This window comes from Roseospira marina (assembly GCF_014197855.1).
Classification (GTDB): Bacteria; Pseudomonadota; Alphaproteobacteria; order Rhodospirillales; family Rhodospirillaceae; genus Rhodospira; species Rhodospira marina.
Window position 1 is genome coordinate 298,661 of record NZ_JACIGJ010000001.1, and the last position, 16,744, is coordinate 315,404.

A 16,744-nucleotide genomic window follows, 5' to 3' on the forward strand; every position below is an offset into this window, starting at 1 on the left:
GCGAAGGCTTTAGGATCGCCGCTTCTGACCGCGTACCCATCGGAGACCTGCTGCATGTCCGAGGCCGAGACCCTCTCCCTGCTCGAAGATTTGATTGCCCGCGCCAAAACCGCCGGGGCCGACGCCGCCGACGCCATCCTGATGGACGGCATCTCGCTGTCGGTGGCGTGGCGCATGGGCGCGTTGGAGCGTCTGGAGCGATCGGAGGGGGGCGACATCGGCCTGCGGGTGTTCGTCGGCAAGCGCCAGGGGATCGTATCCAGCGCCGACCGGTCGCCCGAGGCGCTGCGGGACCTTGTGGACCGCGCCGTTGCCATTGCGCGCACGGTGCCGGAGGACCCTTTCGCGGGACTTGCGGATCCAGACCAGATCGGGCGCGATCTGCCGGGTCTGGAAAGCTGCGATCCGGCCGAACCGTCGGCCGAGGAGCTGACGGCCATGGCGCGGGCGGCCGAGGATGCCGCGCGGGCGGTGCCGGGGGTGACCAACTCCGAGGGGGGCGAGGCCGGCTGGTCGCAGACTCGGGTTGCCCTGGCGGCCTCCAACGGCTTTTCGCAAAGCTACGCGCGCACCGGGTCGTCCCTGGCCGCGAGTGTGATCGCCGGGGACGATGTCGGCGGCATGGAACGGGACTACGACTACACGGCCGCGGTGTTCCGGGCCGACCTGCGGGACGCGGCGGAGGTTGGACGGTCCGCCGGCCAGCGCGCCGTCCGCCGCCTGGGCGCGCGGCGCCCCCGCACCGGGCGTGTCCCGGTGGTGTTCGATCCGCGCGTGGCGCGCTCTCTCATCGGGCACCTTCTGGGCGCCATCAACGGGGCCTCGATCGCGCGCGGGACCAGCTTCCTGAAAGACAAGATGGGGGAGCAGGTGTTTGCGGAGGGGATCCGGATCATCGACGATCCGCACCGCCATCGGGGCCTGAAGTCGCGGCCCTGCGACGCCGAGGGGCTCGCCACGCGGCCGTACAACCTGATCGACGACGGCCGCCTGACCACATGGCTTCTCGATTTGCGTTCGGCGCGCCAGCTTGGTTTGCCGCCCACCGGGCACGGCGTGCGCGGCACCGGCTCGCCGCCGCGGGCCTCGGCCAGCAACGTCTATCTGCAACCGGGATCGCTGACGCCCAACGACTTGATGTCGGACATAAAAGACGGCTTCTATGTCACTGAATTGGTTGGGCAAGGCGTCAATACCATCACCGGGGACTACTCCCGGGGCGCCGCCGGGTTCTGGATCGAAAACGGTGAGATCGCCTATCCGGTCAGCGAGTGCACCATTGCCGGGACGTTGCAGGCGATCTTTGCCGGCCTGACGCCGGCGGATGATCTTGTCCTGCGCTATGGCACCGACAGCCCGACCGTGCGGGTCGACGGCCTGACGGTTGCGGGGCAGTAAGGCGCGGGAGCCATCGTGGATTTCACCAGCGATAATGTGACCGGGGCCGCGCCGGAGATTCTGCGCGCCCTCGCGGATGCGTCGGAGGGGACCGCGCCACCCTATGGCGCCGATTCTTGGACCGAGCGGCTGACGCGCCGGGTCTCCGACCTGTTCGAGACACCGGTCGAGGTCTACCCCGTCGTGACGGGCACGGCCGCCAACGCACTGGCCCTCGGCCAACTGTGCCCGCCGTTCGGGGCCGTGTTCTGTCACGAGGACAGCCATATCAACACGGACGAATGCGGCGCGCCCGAAATGTTTACGGCGGGCGCGAAACTGGTTGGGATTCCCGGACCCGGGGGCAAGCTGCATCCCGACGCGCTGGACGCGGCCATCCGCCGAACCGGCTTCCGCAAGGTGCACCGGGTTCGACCGGCCGTGGTCAGCCTGACGCAGGCGACGGAGTGCGGCACGCTCTACGCACCCGACGAGATCGCGGCCATCGCCGAGGTCTGCCGTCGATACGACCTCCGCCTGCATATGGACGGGGCCCGATTCGCCAAAGCGGCGGTCGCGCTGGGATGTGCGCCGGCGGATATCACGTGGCGGGTGGGCGTGGACGTCCTAAGCCTTGGGGCGACCAAGAACGGCGCCTGGGCGGCCGAAGCGGTCGTGTTCCTGCGCCCCGGCCTGTCCGAGGATGTGGAGGAGCGGCGCAAGCGGGCCGGCCACCTGGTGTCCAAGGGGCGGTTCGTGGCGGCGCAGCTTGTCGCGTATCTGGACGATGATTTGTGGCGGCGGAACGCCAGCCACGCCAACGCGATGGCGCGGCGTCTGGGGGATGGACTGTCGACCCTGTCCGGTGTCCTCCTGCCGGATCCGGTTGAGGCCAACATGGCCTTTCCGGTGCTGCCGGACGCGGTGCGGGAAGGTTTGCGGGCCGCCGGGTATGCGTTTTACGACTGGCCGTCGGACACGCCCGGCACGGTGCGGCTGGTGACTCACTTCGCCACGCGACGCGCCGATGTCGATGCGCTGATCGCCACGGCCCGGGGGTTGCTGGCGGCGTCGGCCTGACGGCGCGCTGCGCCGGTGGAGGTTCACGGGCGCGGGCCGTGCGGCGGGCATGACGCGTCGCGTTCTTTTTATGTGTGGTTCACAAAAAACGACGGCGCGCCGGGTCTCCCCGACGCGCCACCTCTGTCTGCGCTGTGGCGTCGTCTACAGCGACAGCCTGTCGATCATGTCCTGGGTAATCAGGGTCACCCCGTTCTCGGTGCGGGTAAAGCGGCGGGCGTCCTCCTCCGCATCCTCGCCCACGACCAGCCCCGCGGGAATGCGCGTGCCGGCGGCGATGACGGCCTTCTTAAGGTGTGCCCGACGCCCGATGTCCACGCGCGGCAGAACGACACAGTCCTCGACGACAGAGTACGAGTTCACGCGGACGTCATTGAACAGAAGCGAGTGCTTGATCTGGCCGCCCGAGACGATGCAGCCGGCGGCCAGCACTGAGTCCACGGCCATGCCGCGCCGGTCGGCTTCGTCGAAGACGAACTTCGCGCCCGGGCGCTGCACCTGATCGGTCCAGATCGGCCAGGCCGGGTCGTAGAGATCCAGGTCCGGGGTGACTTCCACCAGATCCAGGTTGGCCGCCCAGTAGGCGTCGATGGTTCCGACGTCGCGCCAGTACGGCTCGTCGGTGGCGTGCGGTGGGAACACGCAGCTTTCCTCGAACCGGTGGGCGGCGAGGCGGCACCGCCCGAGCAGGCTGGGCAGGATGTTCTTGCCGAAATCGCGGGACGAATTGGGGTCGTGCGCGTCCTCTTCCAGCACCCGGATCAGGAACTCGGCGTTGAACAGATAGATGCCCATGGACGCGAAGGCGCGGTCCGGCTTGCCCGGGATGCAAGGCGGATCGGCCGGCTTTTCCAGGAACCCGATGATGGTGTCGTGGTCGTCGACGTCGACCACACCGAAGGCCGTGGCTTGTTCGCGCGGGACCTCGATGCAGGCCACCGAGACGTCCGCGCCGGAGCGCAAGTGCGTGGCCATCAGCTTGGAATAGTCCTGCCGGTACACATGGTCGCCCGCCAGCACGAGAATGTGCTCTGCGCCGTGAAACTGGATGTGCTCGATGTTCTGGAACACAGCGTCGGCGGTGCCTTGGTACCAGGACCCGGCGGCGGTCTGCTGCTGCGCCGGCCACAGTTCGACGAACTCCCCAACCTCTGCCCGCAGGAAGGCCCAGCCGCGTTGAATGTGGTGAATCAGCGTATGGGCCTTGTACTGCGTCAAAACGGAGATGCGACGCAGGCCGGAATTGATGCAATTCGACAGCGGGAAGTCGATGATCCGGTACTTGCCGCCGAACGGCACGGCCGGCTTGCTTTCCTTGTCGGTCAGATCGAGCAGGCGGGAGCCGCGGCCCCCCGCCAGCACCAGGGCCAGAGTCCCGCGCATGGCCTTGTTGACGCCGCTGGCGAAGGCGAGTTCATCCGCGACGTTTGGCCCGCTGGGAGGGACGTCCGACCGTGTGTCCTGTGGCATGTATCTGGTTCCCTCTCTCGGGGCTGGTGTGGTTTGGCAGTGGGGGTTCGACTCGTGCCCGTTTCGCGGGACCATATACACGCGTGTCGCGGCCAATCAATGAACGGAATGTGACTGTGCCCGATTTCTTCGTCCGGCGCGCTCCCGGCCATCTTTAGTCGGCAATGCGGCGTGCGGGGCTTTGCTTCCAGGCGGCGGGACGCTAAGGTCCCGCCCACCTGACACTGGACCCGGGATCCCCCCTAAATGCGCGTGCTGTTCGTGACATCGGAAGCCCATCCTCTTGTGAAGACGGGCGGACTGGCCGACGTGTCCGGAGCCCTGCCCGTGGCGCTGACGCGCCTGGGCGTGGACGCCCGCATTCTGATGCCGGCCTACGCGGGCCTCCTGGACCGCGTCGAGACAACCGGTCCCGCGATCAGCCTGGGGGAGGTGCTGCCCAACGTGTGGGCTCGCCTGATTCCGGCGACGGAACCCGCGACCGGACAGTCCCTGCTGCTGATCGACTGCCCGCCGCTGTTCGAGCGGCCGGGCGGCCCTTACCTCAACGAGTACGGCCATGACTGGCCCGACAATTTTCTGCGCTTCGGCCTGCTGGGACGGGTCGGGGCCATGGTGGCGGCGCAGGGCGTGGTGCCGGAGTGGGTGCCGGATGTCGTTCATGCCAGCGACTGGCAGGCGGGGCTCACGGCGGCCTACCTGTGGCTCTGGGGCGTGCCGCGGCCGCGCACCGTATTCACCGTGCACAACCTCCATTACCAGGGCATATTCGGGCGCGAGATCCTGCCGATGGTCGGGCTTCCCGACATGATGTTCGGGGTGGAGGGGCTGGAGTTCTACGGCCACGTCTCGTACCTGAAGGCAGGCCTGTACTACAGCCATTTCCTGACTACCGTCAGCCCGACCTACGCCCGCGAGATCCAGACTCAGATGGGCGGGGAGGGGCTGCACGGCCTGCTGTCCAGCCGGGGCGCGCGCCTTCAGGGCATCCTGAACGGAGTCGATCAGCAGGAGTGGAATCCGACCACCGATCCCTACATCGCCGCGCCCTTTGACGCGGAAAACCTGGATGGCAAGGCGGTGTGTAAGGCGGCCCTTCAGCGGGAGCTGGGGCTGGCAGAACGGCCCGACGCGCCGCTGTTCGGTGTGGTCAGCCGGTTTGTCGAACAAAAGGGCATCGATCTGGCGCTGTCTGTTATTTCAACTATTCTGGACAGCGGCGGGCAAATCGTCATCCTGGGATCCGGGGACCCCGGACTGGAATGGCATGTGCAGGGGGCCGCCGGCGCGCGGCCGGATGCGGTGGCGGCCCGGATCGGCTACGACGAGGGGCTGTCGCACCGTATCCAGGCGGGCAGCGATGCGCTGCTCGTGCCGTCGCGGTTCGAACCCTGTGGTTTGACGCAGATGTACGCCATGCGGTACGGCACGTTGCCGGTGGTGCGGCGCACGGGCGGGCTTGCCGACACCGTGATCGACGTGGCGGAGGCGGAGATGGGCACGGGCATCGTGTTCGATCATGCGGATCCGGGCGAAGTGATCCACGCCGTGCGCCGGACCGTCGAATTGTATCGGGACCGCGAGACTTGGGCGGCCGTCGTGCGGCACGCGATGACGGTGGACCATGGATGGGATCGGGTGGCGAGCGATTACCTTGGTCTCTACAGCGAAGTTCTGCACGCGGATTGATATCGCCCTCGGCGATGTCCGGGTCTGGACCCGGCACACGATAAGACGCAGTCACACATGGAACGGGGCCGCGTCGACCACGACGGCGCGGCCACGACGAGACGGGGACAGGCAAATATGGACCATCTGGTCAAGGAAGCCCTCGAGGGTGAATTCCGCGTCAACCTCCATGACGCGGACAGCATCCGCCGGGGCCTGATTTCCTACATGGTGCGGGTCGTGGGGCACGATCCGCTCGCCGCGGGGCCGCGCCAGTGGTTCCAGGCGCTGGCCCATATGCTGAAGGGCATTCTGTCCGAACGCGGCATGGGTACCAGCCGGGCGCAGTATGGCCAGGACACCCGACGGGTCTATTACTTGTCCATGGAGTTCCTGACCGGCCGCCGCCTGAAGAAGCACCTGCTGGACTTCGGTCTTGAGGAGAACGTGCGCGAGGCGCTGGCGAGCCTGGGCCAGGATCTGGACGTGCTGGCGAAGGAAGAGGCGGATCCGGCCCTCGGCAACGGCGGCCTGGGGCGGCTGGCGGCCTGTTTCCTCGATTCCATGGCGACGCACCGCTACCCGGGCCATGGCTACGGCATCCACTACGAATTCGGCATGTTCTCGCAGACCATCGAGGACGGCCAGCAGGTGGAGCATCCGGACAGCTGGCTGCACGGCGGCAATCCCTGGGAGTTCCTGCGTCACAGCGTCACCTACCCCGTGCGGTTCAACGGCCGCATCGTCTGCTTCAAGGACGAGAAGGGTCATGAGCGCTGCGAATGGGTGGACACCAACGACGTCCACGCCGTCGCGCACGACATGAAGATCACCGGCTTCGACAGCCCGGCGATCTCCAACCTGCGCCTGTGGGCGGCCCGGGCGACTAACGACTTCGATCTGCGGTTCTTCAACGAGGGCAACTACATCGAGGCCGTGAAGGACAAGACGACCTCGGAGACGTTGTCCAAGGTGCTGTACCCGATGGACAGCACGGTGCTGGGCCAGGAACTGCGGCTGAAGCAGGAGTACTTCTTCGTCTCTGCCTCGCTGCAGGACATCATCGCCCGCCACCTGCGCGTCCACAATGATCTGCACAATTTCCACGAGAAGATCGCAATTCAGCTCAATGATACGCACCCCGCCTTGGCGGTGCCGGAGCTGATGCGGTTGTTGATGGACGTGCATGAGATGGAGTGGGACGAGGCCTGGGCGATCACGCGCGAGACCTTCTGCTACACCAACCACACCCTGCTGCCAGAAGCCCTGGAGACCTGGCCCGTCGGTATGCTGGAGCATGTCCTGCCGCGCCACCTGGAGATCATCTACCTCATCAACCACGACCACTTGCAGCAGGTCCGGTTCCGCTTCCCGGGCGAGATGGAGGTGCTGCGCAAGATGTCGCTGGTGGACGAGGACACCCAGCGCATCCGCATGGCGCACCTCGCCATCGTCGGCAGCAAGCGCGTGAACGGCGTGGCCGCGCTACACACCAAGCTGCTGCGCGAGAAGGTGTTCCCCGAGTTCGACGCCATGTATCCGAACCGCTTCGTCAACGTCACGAACGGCGTGACCCAGCGGCGCTGGCTGTTGCAGTGCAACCCGAAGCTCTCCGACCTGATTTCGGAGGCCATCGGCGACTCCTGGAAGACCGATCTGACCGCGCTGCACGCGCTGGAGCCGCTGGCCGAGGACGCCGCCTTCCGCGAGCGGTTCAATGCGATCAAGCTGGCGAACAAGGAGCGGCTCGCGCGGCATCTGGAGACCCGGACCGGCTTCACGCTGGACCCGACCTCCATGTTCGACGTCCAGGTCAAGCGAATCCACGAATACAAGCGCCAGCTCCTCAACCTGCTGCACGTCATCCACCGCTATGTGCAGCTTCGCGAGGGTCGCATCGCCAACCCGGTGCCGCGCACCGTGGTGATCGGCGGCAAGGCGGCGCCGGGCTACTATTTGGCCAAGCAGATCATTCGCCTGATCGGCGACGTTGCCCTGACGATCAACAACGATCGGGCCGTCAACGATACGCTGAAGCTGGTGTTTCTGCCGAACTACAATGTGTCGAACGCCGAGATCACCATCCCGGGGGCCAACCTGTCGGAGCAGATCTCGACGGCCGGGACGGAGGCGTCCGGCACCGGCAACATGAAGTTCGCGCTGAATGGCGCCTTGACGATCGGCACGCTCGACGGGGCCAACATCGAGATCAAGGAAGAGGTTGGGGACGACAACATCTTCATCTTCGGCCTGACGACCGAGCAGGTTCAGGAGACCAAGCGCAAGGGCTACAATCCCTGGAAGGTCGTGGAGCACGACGCCGATCTGCGGCGTGTCGTCGACATGATTTCGTCGGGCTATTTCAATCCGCAGCAGGTCAACCGGTACAACTCTATCCGCGACACGCTGTTCGATGGCGGTGACCAGTACATGGTGCTGGCCGACTTCCGGGCCTATGTCGAGGCCCAGGCCCATGTCGATGACCTGTTCACCGATTCGGATGCCTGGGCGCGTAAAGCAATTTTGAACGTGGCGCGCATGGGGCTGTTCTCGTCGGACCGCTCCATCCACACCTACGCTCGGGACATTTGGGGCGCCAAGCAGATGGATCTCTGACGGTCCGCCCCAACGAAACCGGGGCGGACGAAACCAGGGGCAGACGACACCACGGGCCGCCGGTCAGCTTGGATCGGCGGCCCGTTTGCGTGCCGCTGTGACGCGCTCCCGGTGGATGATGTACAGCCCCGCCACCGTCAGCAGCGCGACGCCGGCCCAGGTTGTCGGGGCCGGGAAGTCCCCAAAGACGACATACCCCAGAACGGTCGCGTACAGGATGTAGCTGTAGTCGAACGGCGCGATCAGCGACGCGGGCGCGAGGCTGAAGGCCCGGACGAGGCAGAATTGCGCCAGGCCGCCCACGGCGCCGATCGCGATCAGGCCCAGGGCCTGCATCGGGGTCGGTGGCACCCACGCCCACAGGATCAGGGGCAGCGCGAGCAGCAGCATGATGACAGCGTTGGTCACCGCGACCACGTAGGACGAGACGGTCTTGCCGGCGCGCCGCAGGCTGATGAACCAGAGCGAATAGCTCAGGACGCCGAGCCCTCCCCACAGCGCCCCAATGCCGAACACCGCGCCCCCCGGCTGGAGCACGATCAGCACCCCCACGAATCCGAGAAGGACGGCGCTCCAGCGGTGCACGCCGACCGGTTCTTTCAACAGGGGAACAGACAGCGCGGTCACGATCAGCGGGGCTGCGAACAGAATGGCCGCGACCTCCACCAGGGGGAGGGTGCGCCACGCCATCAGGAAGCTGACCAGGGCCCCCGCGCCCAGAAGGCCGGCGACCAGAAGCGTGACTTCCGCGCCTCGGATCCGCCCCCAGGCACCCGGGCCGGCCAGACGCAGCGCCAGCGGCACCAGGATGACCAGCGCGGCCGCAGCGCGGAAGAACAGGATCTGACCAACCGGAAAATGTGGCGTCAGGGCCTTGGCCAGCGTGTCCATGACGGAGAACAGAGCGACGGCCGCCAGCATGAACAGGATGCCGGCAAACGGCCGGTCGTCTGTGCCCTTGGCGCTGTCCTCGCGCGCGGCCGGGCCGGCGGTGGCCGGGCCGGGACCCCGTGATGGCTCGGCAGGACGCGGCGATGTCATGGGTGTATTCCTTGTAACCGGCGGGGGGCAGGGGCGCCCCACGCCTCCCTTACCGGGCCCCGTTCGGCCGGGGCAAGGTGAAACTCCGGTAACATGGACACTCCAGGGGTGGCGCTCCGATGGCGGGGCCTCCATATCAACGATGACGTTCGGCGCGGGTCCGATCCGGTTCGATAGTGACTCTGTTCGATGCAGGGACGGCAAACTGCGTTCATGACGTCAATCGTGATCTGAAACGATGCTCATCATGTTTCTATGAGGTCGGCGGCGGTTCGGGAAAATCCATATGCGTGTGTGGACTTCGGTCTTAGTGATTTGACGCAAGTCCTAACGTTCGCCTGACTTTTTCCGATCGTCCTTGATGTTTTTGTTGGCTTCTGCATAATGAGCGCGCGTTTGAGGTCGGGTTTCGACCTGAATCGTAGAAAACACTATCGTTCGATAGATGCTTCGTTCCTTCGAAGGGAGGAGGCGCTGGCAGCGAACGACGGTAGGTTCACGGTCCGGATGAAAGCGGGAACCATGAAAACGGGTGCGTTGAAGCGGGGCGCCGAAGCGCTCACAACGTCGAACGCTGGAGTTGGGTCGCGGCATGTGACCGCCGGCGGACATGGGATGACCGACCGTCAGGACAATGGCGGCCATGTGCTCGGTGCGTTTCGCAATGATGTGGATGCGTTCGGTGGTAACGCCGAACCGGCCATGGTGGATGTGCTGAACGAGCCGATCGTTCGCACGGTCATGCGTCGGGACGGTGTCGCCATGGACTCCCTGCAAGCCATTTTGCGCGACGCGGAACGCTCGGTCACGCGCCGGCCGGATGGGGCGCCCGATGGGGCTCAGGTCGCGATGGCCGTGGAGACCGCTGTCAAGAACGGGTGAACGCTGGACGTGGCGTCGTAGACGCGCGTGAGGCAAACCCACGCGATAAGGGGGGCGGCCGTCGCATCGGCGCGCCCCTTTTTCGTGGGGGTGGTGTACCGGAATGGCGCGCCCCCCTTTCCCCCGGCGTCGCGGCTTTGTAGACTTTGCCACTCGGCCATCCAGTCTCGCGGGCCGGATGCGGCCCAGGTCGGCGCGCGGCCGAGCCGGCGCGGGACGGCGCTCCGACCTGTTCGTGTCACCGAAGGAACCCTCCATGAAACTCTCGTTCGCCAAGCCTGATATTCCCGCCAAGGGCGCCCTGGTCGTCGGCGTGTTCGACGGCAAGACGCTGGGGGCCACTGCCACCACGCTCGACGATCTGACCGGTGGCCAGCTCAGCCGCGCCCTGGCGAGCGCCCGGTTCAGCGGTGAGAGCGGCAAGACGTTGGTGGTTCCCGCGCCTCACGGTGTGACCCTGGACCGGATCGTTCTGGTCGGGCTTGGGGCGCCGGACGCCGTAACGGCCACCACCCTGGAAACCATGGGCGGGGTCGCCGTCTCGACCCTGGGGGGACTGGGCGACGAGACGGCCGCGCTGGCCGTGGATCTGCCAGAGGGGGCGAGCCTGACGGCGGCGGAGGCGGCCAGCCACGCGGCCTTCGGCGCGCATCTCAGTGCGTTCCGCTTCGACAAGTACCGCACCAAGGAAACGGCGGACGAGAAGCCCGCCCTGACCGCGCTGACCCTCCTGTGCGACGACCCGGCCGGTGCAGAGACGGCCTTTGAGCCCGCCAAGGCCTTGGCGGAGGGCGTGCTGCTGACCCGCCGGCTGGTCAGCGAGCCGGCCAACGTGATCTACCCGGAAACGTTCTGCGACACGGTGGCGGACCTTGCCGATCTCGGTATTGCCGTCGAAGTGCTCGACGAGGCCAAGATGCGCAAGCTGGGCATGGGCGCGCTGCTCGGTGTGGCCCAGGGCTCTGCGCGCCCGCCGCGGCTTCTGGTGATGGAATACCGGGGCGCGAAGGACAAGAAGGCGCCGCCGGTCGCGTTCGTCGGCAAGGGTGTCACCTTCGATTCCGGCGGCATCAGCATCAAGCCGGCCGCCGGCATGGAAGACATGAAGTGGGACATGGGCGGGGCCGGCGTGGTCGCCGGTCTCATGAAGGCCCTGGCGGGCCGCAAGGCGCGCGCCAACGTGGTCGGTATCTGCGGTCTGGTGGAGAACATGCCGTCCGGTACCGCGCAGCGCCCAGGCGACGTGGTGCACACCATGTCGGGTCAGACGGTCGAGGTTATCAATACCGACGCCGAGGGCCGGCTCGTGCTCGCCGATGCGCTCTGGTACTGCCAGGACCGGTTCAAGCCGACCCATATCGTCGATCTTGCCACCCTGACCGGCGCCATCATCATCAGCTTGGGCAGTGAGCACGCCGGCCTGTTCTCCAATGACGATGCCCTGGCCGGGGCCATCACCGCGGCCGGTGTGTCGGTCGGGGAGAAGTGCTGGCGCCTGCCGCTGGCCGATGCCTACGACAAGATCATCAAGTCGGATATCGCCGACATGAAGAACACGGGCAACCGCGAGGCCGGGTCGATCACCGCCGCGCAGTTCCTGCAGCGGTTCATCAAAGACACCCCCTGGGCGCACATCGATATCGCCGGGGTCACGTGGTCGAAGAAGGATGCGCCGACGGTGCCGAAGGGTGGCACCGCCTTCGGTGTGCGCCTGCTGGACCGCTTCGTGCGCGATGTGATTGAAAGCGGCGTCCAGGACAACACCGACGACAAGTCAGGCAAGGGCAAGGACAAGGAAAAGTCCGCGAAGGGCAAGGGCAGTAAGAAGAAGTAGACAGCGATGGCCGCCGCGCCGGGGCGCGTCCTCGGCGCGGCGCGAGCGGGAGCAGGCAGCCCATGCAGGGCGTGGAACTTGATCGGGCGTGGAACCTGTCTCCGCAGGCCGTTGTTCTGCTGGATCAGAACGGGATCATCGTGTGCGGCAACACCGCCGCCGCCGAACGGCTGGGTGTGGGGGATGCCTATCGGCTGGTTGGCGTGGACTATTTCGCGCGGCTTCCGCCCGCCCTCGCGGCCGAGCGGCGGGCGCGCATGGTGGCCGTGCTCAATCCTGCCACCAGCGAGGCGATGCCCCGCGCGGTGATCGAAACCGCGCCCGTTAGCGCCGACGGCACATGCGGGTTGGTGCGCTGCACGATGGTGCCGATTGGCTTGCCTGCGGAACCGCCGGTGGCGTTGGACGCCGTACTGGCCGTGTTCGAGGATGCGGGTGTAGCGGCGCAGGGGACTGTGGGGGAGCGCCGCAGCGAAAGCCGTTTTCGCAATGCCTTCGATCAGGCGCCGTACGGGATGGCGCTGCTGGATATGAGCGGGCGGTGGCGCCGGGTGAACCGGGCGTTGACGCTCATGCTCGGCCGCTCGGCGGACGACCTGATGGGGCATTCGCCGCTGTCGGTGACTCACTCCGACGACTGGCCGGCCATGACGGCGTGGCTCGACCGGGCCGTGGCCGGTGACACGGTGCCGTATGATGGCGAGCAGCGATTCCTGAAGCCGGACGGAACCGTTCTATGGGCGCGCATGACCGCGGCTCTGACCCGAGGTCCGGATGGGGCGCCGCTGGAAATCGTGGCGCAGGTGGCCGATGTTACACGGCGCCACGCGGCGGAGCACGCCCTGAGGGCTAGCGAGAGCCGCTTCCGGGAGACCTTTGCCGCGGCGCCGCATGGCATCGCGATGGTCTCGCTGGACGGGAACTTTCTGGAGGTCAACGGTGCCCTTTGCACCATTCTGGGGCGGGACGAGCGGGCGATGCTCAGTCTCGACATGGCGGCGGTGTCGCACCCGGAGGATCACAACGTCGAACTGGAGGCCGCCCGCCGCCTGCTGGCGGGGGACGTCCGGGTGTTCACGGCCGAGAAGCGCTACCTTCGGCCGGAAGGGCAGGTGGTCCGGGCCCGGGTCAGTCTGGCATTGGCGCGCGACGGCGAAGGGCGCCCGCATCACTTCATCGCGCATGTTCAGGACGTCACGCGACAGGTCGAGGCGGAGGAGCGCCTGCATGACGCGATTGCCGCCGCCGAGCAGGCGCTGTTGGCCAAAACGCGGTTCCTGGCGGCTGCGAGCCACGACCTGCGTCAGCCCTTGCAGGCCCTGAACCTGTTCGTGTCCGTGCTGTCCGGGCGGGAGACCGATCCGTTCAAGTGCGACGTGCTGGGCAAGATCGAGAGCGCCTTGGGCGCCTTGGCCGACCTGATGAACACGCTGCTGGATATTTCGCGCTTGGAGGGGGGCGCCGTCCTGCCGGACCAACGGCCCTTTGCCATCGGTCGCCTGGTGCGGCGGCTGGCCGATGAGTTTGGGCCTGTCGCGGACGCCTCTGGTCTGACGTTCCGATTCGTTGCGCCGAGTGCGACCCTCTACAGTGATCCGGCTCTGCTGGAGGTCATTTTGCGCAATCTCATCGGCAATGCGCTGAAATACACGCCGGCCGGTGGTCGTGTCCTTCTGGGGGCCCGCCGTCAGCCGGACGGGTGCATGCTGCGGATCGACATCGTCGATACCGGGGCCGGGATTCCGGCGGATCAACGTCAGCTTATTTTCGAGGATTTTCATCAGGTTGCGGGCGACGATGGGGCGGCGGGGCGTGGGGCTGCGCCGGCGCGGGCCGGCGGTCTCGGGCTCGGGCTTGGCATCGTCAGCCGCGTGGCTCGGCTGCTCGGCGTGACGGTAACGGTGGAGTCCGTGCCGGGGCATGGCTCCCGGTTCTCTGTCCTGGTGCCCTGCCACATGGGCGGTGTCCGGCCGGACGCAGTGGCGGACGGGCCGGTGGAGATGGGTCCGGTCGAGGATGATGCCAATGCAGGCGACCGTGTGTCTGTGACGGACCGGTGGGACAGCCTCCGGGGGCGCGCGCATCTGGTGGTGGTCGACGACGATCCAGCTATTCGGGAGAGCCTGACCCTTTTGCTGGAGGGCTGGGGCCATCGGGTGTCTGTGTTTGCCGGGCTGTCGGACCTGACCGAGGCCTTGCTGACCCAGACCCTGGCGCATCCTGACGTCATGCTGGTGGACTTCCGCTTGCCCAGCGGGCGCACGGGCGTGGAGGCGGTGGCTTTGACTCGGGGGCATTTCCGCGAGCCCATTCCGGCCGTGCTTCTGACCGGTGATCTGGACGGCCAGCACCTGCGGGATGCGGGACGCGGTGGCCTGCCGGTCCTGCGCAAGCCGGTGCGTCCGGATCAGTTGCGACTTCGTTTGGTGGATTTGATCGGCGCGCGGCGCCGGGCGCCGGACGGCCGTACACGGGCGCCCGTGCGATGACCGGCTCCGGATCTTCGTCCCCGCCGCCACTGGCCGACGCCATTCTGGCGTGGCGCAGTGGCGATGCCGAAACGGCCGCGAGCCTGTGCCGTGCGCGCACGCACGCCGACCCCCTGGATGCCGATGCCTGGGCGCTGTTGGCCCGACTTGCCATGCACTGGCGGCGGCCGCGTCAGGCGCTGGAGCTGTGTGGGCGCGCCCTGGTGGCCGATCCAGCCCATGCCGAGGCGCTGACGGCCCTTGGCGGGGTGCTGGCGGCGATGGCCGCGTTCGCCGAAGCTGAGACAGCCTGTCGGCGGGCCGTGCAGGTGCGTCCGGCGGCGGTGGAGGCCTGGCACCAGTGGGCGGAGGTGGCGCGCCTGGCCGGACGCCACGGCACCGCGCGGCGTCTCGCGCGCCATGTGGTGGCTCTGCGGCCGGACGCTGCCACGGCGTGGAACGGCCTCGGGACGGTTGAAGCATCGGCCGGCGATTATCTGGCGGCGGGTGCGGTGTTGGCGCGGGCCTGCCGGCTCGCGCCCAGGGATTCCGAAGCGCGGGCCCGCCTGCGTCGGGTGCTGGATCTGCGGCGCGCGCAGGCCGAATCCGCCGGCATTTCTGGGCCGGACTCCACGGAGGCGTGACTCTGGGATGGCTTGTTGCGCGGGGGCTTCCGTCCGCGCACGATCCGGTCTATGGTCCGGCACGCTCCGGAATTCCCCGGTCGAGCCGGGGCGTATGGAGCAGGATCGGAAACAGGACGAGGATACGATGACCGCGATCAAGGAACGGGGACAGTTCGTGCTGGTGGATGGGTCCGCTCTGGCCAGTGCGGCCAATGCCGACGCCGGTGCGATCGCCCGCTTTTCGGGCCTGTCGGAAAAGGCCGTTGCCACTGTGTTGGCCGGGCGCAAGACCACTTGGGTCCGTTGCGCCAAGGTGGTGCGAGCGTTGCGCGACATGGGTGCCCGAGACGCCAGCCTTGATGCCATAGCCCGGCAGGGCGACTAATATTCGCGCTACCGCTGGCACGGCGGTCGGAATCGGCCGCCGGCTGGCCTCTTGTCCCTGCCGGAGACCCCCCTCGTGACTCACGCCGTGAAGCATGCGCTCAGCCTGTTCGTCGTGCTGTATGCCCTGTGGCTGCTGCTGTCGGGCCATTGGGTTGATCCGTTGCTCCTGACCTTGGGCGCGGTCTCGGCCGCGCTGGCGGTGTTCGTGGCCTGGCGGATGGAGGGGTTGGACCACGAGGGCGTTCCGGTCTCCGTCACCCTGAACGCGCTGGCCTACTGGCCTTGGCTTCTGTGGCAGATCGTGCTGGCGAACCTCGCCGTTGCCCGCTGCATCCTGGATCCGGGCCGTGTGGCGCCGCGCATGGCCTGGGTGCCGGCCAGCCAGTGCAGCGATCTCGGCACCGTGATCTATGCCAATTCCATCACGCTGACGCCGGGAACCATCTCTGTGCACGTGGAGCGCGGCCGGATTCTGGTGCACGCGCTGGAAGGCGGCGGCATCGATGACCTGGAGGCCGGCGAGATGGACCGCCGCTGCGCGCGCGTCGAACGCCCCCTGGCCGGTCTCGCGGGAACTCCAAAGGAACGCGGCTGATGTTCACCACCGCCAGCTTGTTCGTGCTCGGCACGATGGCCCTTGCCTTGCTGCGGGCCGTGCGCGGGCCGTCGGTTTATGACCGCATCGTGGCGGTGAATCTGTTCGGCACCTTGACGGTGGTGCTGCTGGTTCTGCTGGGATTTCTCACCGACCGGCCGGAGTTCGAGGACATCGCCCTGCTGTACGTTCTGATCAACTTCGCCAGCACCATCGCCGTCCTGAAGTTCGTCAAGTACAGCAGCCTCGCCGGGCCGCGCTCGGACCGGAGCGACGCGGCGGGATCGGAAGGGAAGGTCTGATGGCCCTCGTTCTGGATATCCTGAGCTGGGCGTTCATCATCGGGGGCGGCGTGTTCAGCCTTCTGTCCGGCATTGGCGTGGTCCGCTTTCCGGATGTGTTCACCCGCATGCATGCCGCCAGTCTGGCGGACACCCTGGGGGCCGGCCTGATCATCCTTGGTCTGCTGCTTCAGGCCGGGATCGGCGCCGATCTGGTGGGGGTCAAGCTGATCCTGATCCTGGTGTTCCTTCTGTTCACCAGCCCGGTTGTGACCCACGCCCTGGCCCAGGCCGCCCTTCTGGACGGCGAACGGCCGTGGACTCGCGATGGCGGTCCAACCGAGGGAACCGTGGACGTCCGGGAGAGTGAAGGCGATGCCTTCCTGGTCGATGCGCGCGCACCGGATGGGGAGCGCTGA

The 16,744-nt window shown here is 67.1% G+C and carries 14 protein-coding genes; 12 read left to right on the forward strand and 2 right to left on the reverse strand.

The genetic code is table 11. The annotated features are described in order from the left end of the window. Positions 1-54 precede the first annotated feature (54 nt). Both GGD82_RS01435 and GGD82_RS01440 read left to right on the forward strand, forming a co-directional pair. Positions 55-1,398: a TldD/PmbA family protein gene (locus GGD82_RS01435; protein WP_150060541.1), complete on the forward strand. Its 1,344-nt coding sequence runs from the start codon at positions 55-57 to the stop codon at positions 1,396-1,398. A gap of 15 nt (positions 1,399-1,413) precedes the next feature. Beyond that, positions 1,414-2,457 (forward strand): threonine aldolase family protein, encoded by a 1,044-nt coding sequence (locus GGD82_RS01440; RefSeq protein ID WP_170284101.1) that lies wholly within the window; start codon positions 1,414-1,416, stop codon positions 2,455-2,457. Positions 2,458-2,601: 144 nt separating this feature from the next. On the opposite strand, the gene glgC is transcribed toward GGD82_RS01440, so the two are convergent. Further along, complete coding sequence (gene glgC, locus GGD82_RS01445; RefSeq protein WP_246163686.1) at positions 2,602-3,840, reverse strand: glucose-1-phosphate adenylyltransferase; 1,239 nt, start codon at positions 3,838-3,840, stop codon at positions 2,602-2,604. Between the two features lie 333 nt (positions 3,841-4,173). Between glgC and glgA the strand changes: the two genes are divergently transcribed. After that, positions 4,174-5,616 (forward strand): glycogen synthase GlgA, encoded by a 1,443-nt coding sequence (glgA, locus tag GGD82_RS01450; RefSeq protein ID WP_150060538.1) that lies wholly within the window; start codon positions 4,174-4,176, stop codon positions 5,614-5,616. A 117-nt stretch (positions 5,617-5,733) separates the two neighbouring features. After that, positions 5,734-8,211: a glycogen/starch/alpha-glucan phosphorylase gene (locus GGD82_RS01455; protein WP_150060537.1), complete on the forward strand. Its 2,478-nt coding sequence runs from the start codon at positions 5,734-5,736 to the stop codon at positions 8,209-8,211. A gap of 63 nt (positions 8,212-8,274) precedes the next feature. Here the strand turns inward: GGD82_RS01455 and GGD82_RS01460 are convergent, their stop codons facing one another. Further along, positions 8,275-9,252 (reverse strand): DMT family transporter, encoded by a 978-nt coding sequence (locus tag GGD82_RS01460; RefSeq protein WP_170284100.1) that lies wholly within the window; start codon positions 9,250-9,252, stop codon positions 8,275-8,277. A 615-nt stretch (positions 9,253-9,867) separates the two neighbouring features. Between GGD82_RS01460 and GGD82_RS01465 the strand changes: the two genes are divergently transcribed. The 8 genes from GGD82_RS01465 to mnhG all read left to right on the forward strand — a co-directional run bounded on the left by GGD82_RS01465 (position 9,868) and on the right by mnhG (position 16,744). After that, positions 9,868-10,134, forward strand: coding sequence for a hypothetical protein (locus tag GGD82_RS01465; RefSeq protein WP_150060535.1), 267 nt, complete (start codon positions 9,868-9,870; stop codon positions 10,132-10,134). A 256-nt stretch (positions 10,135-10,390) separates the two neighbouring features. Beyond that, entirely contained in the window at positions 10,391-11,968 is a 1,578-nt protein-coding gene (locus GGD82_RS01470; RefSeq protein WP_150060534.1) for a leucyl aminopeptidase, read from the forward strand. Positions 11,969-12,030: 62 nt separating this feature from the next. Beyond that, positions 12,031-14,457: a PAS domain-containing hybrid sensor histidine kinase/response regulator gene (locus tag GGD82_RS01475; protein WP_150060533.1), complete on the forward strand. Its 2,427-nt coding sequence runs from the start codon at positions 12,031-12,033 to the stop codon at positions 14,455-14,457. Next, on the forward strand, positions 14,454-15,080 hold the full coding sequence (locus GGD82_RS01480; RefSeq protein ID WP_150060532.1) for a tetratricopeptide repeat protein: 627 nt from the start codon (positions 14,454-14,456) through the stop codon (positions 15,078-15,080). Before GGD82_RS01475 ends, GGD82_RS01480 begins: the two co-directional genes overlap by 4 nt. Positions 15,081-15,207: 127 nt before the next feature. Beyond that, positions 15,208-15,447, forward strand: coding sequence for a hypothetical protein (locus GGD82_RS01485; protein WP_150060531.1), 240 nt, complete (start codon positions 15,208-15,210; stop codon positions 15,445-15,447). 75 nt (positions 15,448-15,522) lie between these two features. Then, entirely contained in the window at positions 15,523-16,044 is a 522-nt protein-coding gene (locus GGD82_RS01490; RefSeq protein WP_246163666.1) for a Na+/H+ antiporter subunit E, read from the forward strand. Next, a complete protein-coding gene (locus tag GGD82_RS01495; RefSeq protein ID WP_150060530.1) occupies positions 16,044-16,346 on the forward strand; it encodes an MrpF/PhaF family protein in 303 nt (100 codons plus the stop codon). Before GGD82_RS01490 ends, GGD82_RS01495 begins: the two co-directional genes overlap by 1 nt. Next, on the forward strand, positions 16,346-16,744 hold the full coding sequence (mnhG, locus tag GGD82_RS01500) for a monovalent cation/H(+) antiporter subunit G (RefSeq protein ID WP_150060529.1): 399 nt from the start codon (positions 16,346-16,348) through the stop codon (positions 16,742-16,744). The genes GGD82_RS01495 and mnhG overlap by 1 nt, the downstream gene beginning before the upstream one ends.

Bases quoted from the DNA above. Each gene is read 5' to 3' on its own strand.
- GGD82_RS01480 (WP_150060532.1), top strand. From the start codon at position 14,454: ATGACCGGCTCCGGATCTTCGTCCCCGCCGCCACTGGCCGACGCCATT.
- GGD82_RS01495 (WP_150060530.1), top strand. From the start codon at position 16,044: ATGTTCACCACCGCCAGCTTGTTCGTGCTCGGCACGATGGCCCTTGCC.
- GGD82_RS01465 (WP_150060535.1), top strand. From the start codon at position 9,868: ATGACCGACCGTCAGGACAATGGCGGCCATGTGCTCGGTGCGTTTCGC.
- GGD82_RS01485 (WP_150060531.1), top strand. From the start codon at position 15,208: ATGACCGCGATCAAGGAACGGGGACAGTTCGTGCTGGTGGATGGGTCC.
- GGD82_RS01435 (WP_150060541.1), top strand. From the start codon at position 55: ATGTCCGAGGCCGAGACCCTCTCCCTGCTCGAAGATTTGATTGCCCGC.
- GGD82_RS01460 (WP_170284100.1), bottom strand. From the start codon at position 9,252: ATGACATCGCCGCGTCCTGCCGAGCCATCACGGGGTCCCGGCCCGGCC.
- GGD82_RS01455 (WP_150060537.1), top strand. From the start codon at position 5,734: ATGGACCATCTGGTCAAGGAAGCCCTCGAGGGTGAATTCCGCGTCAAC.
- GGD82_RS01475 (WP_150060533.1), top strand. From the start codon at position 12,031: ATGCAGGGCGTGGAACTTGATCGGGCGTGGAACCTGTCTCCGCAGGCC.
- glgA (WP_150060538.1), top strand. From the start codon at position 4,174: ATGCGCGTGCTGTTCGTGACATCGGAAGCCCATCCTCTTGTGAAGACG.
- glgC (WP_246163686.1), bottom strand. From the start codon at position 3,840: ATGCGCGGGACTCTGGCCCTGGTGCTGGCGGGGGGCCGCGGCTCCCGC.
- GGD82_RS01470 (WP_150060534.1), top strand. From the start codon at position 10,391: ATGAAACTCTCGTTCGCCAAGCCTGATATTCCCGCCAAGGGCGCCCTG.
- mnhG (WP_150060529.1), top strand. From the start codon at position 16,346: ATGGCCCTCGTTCTGGATATCCTGAGCTGGGCGTTCATCATCGGGGGC.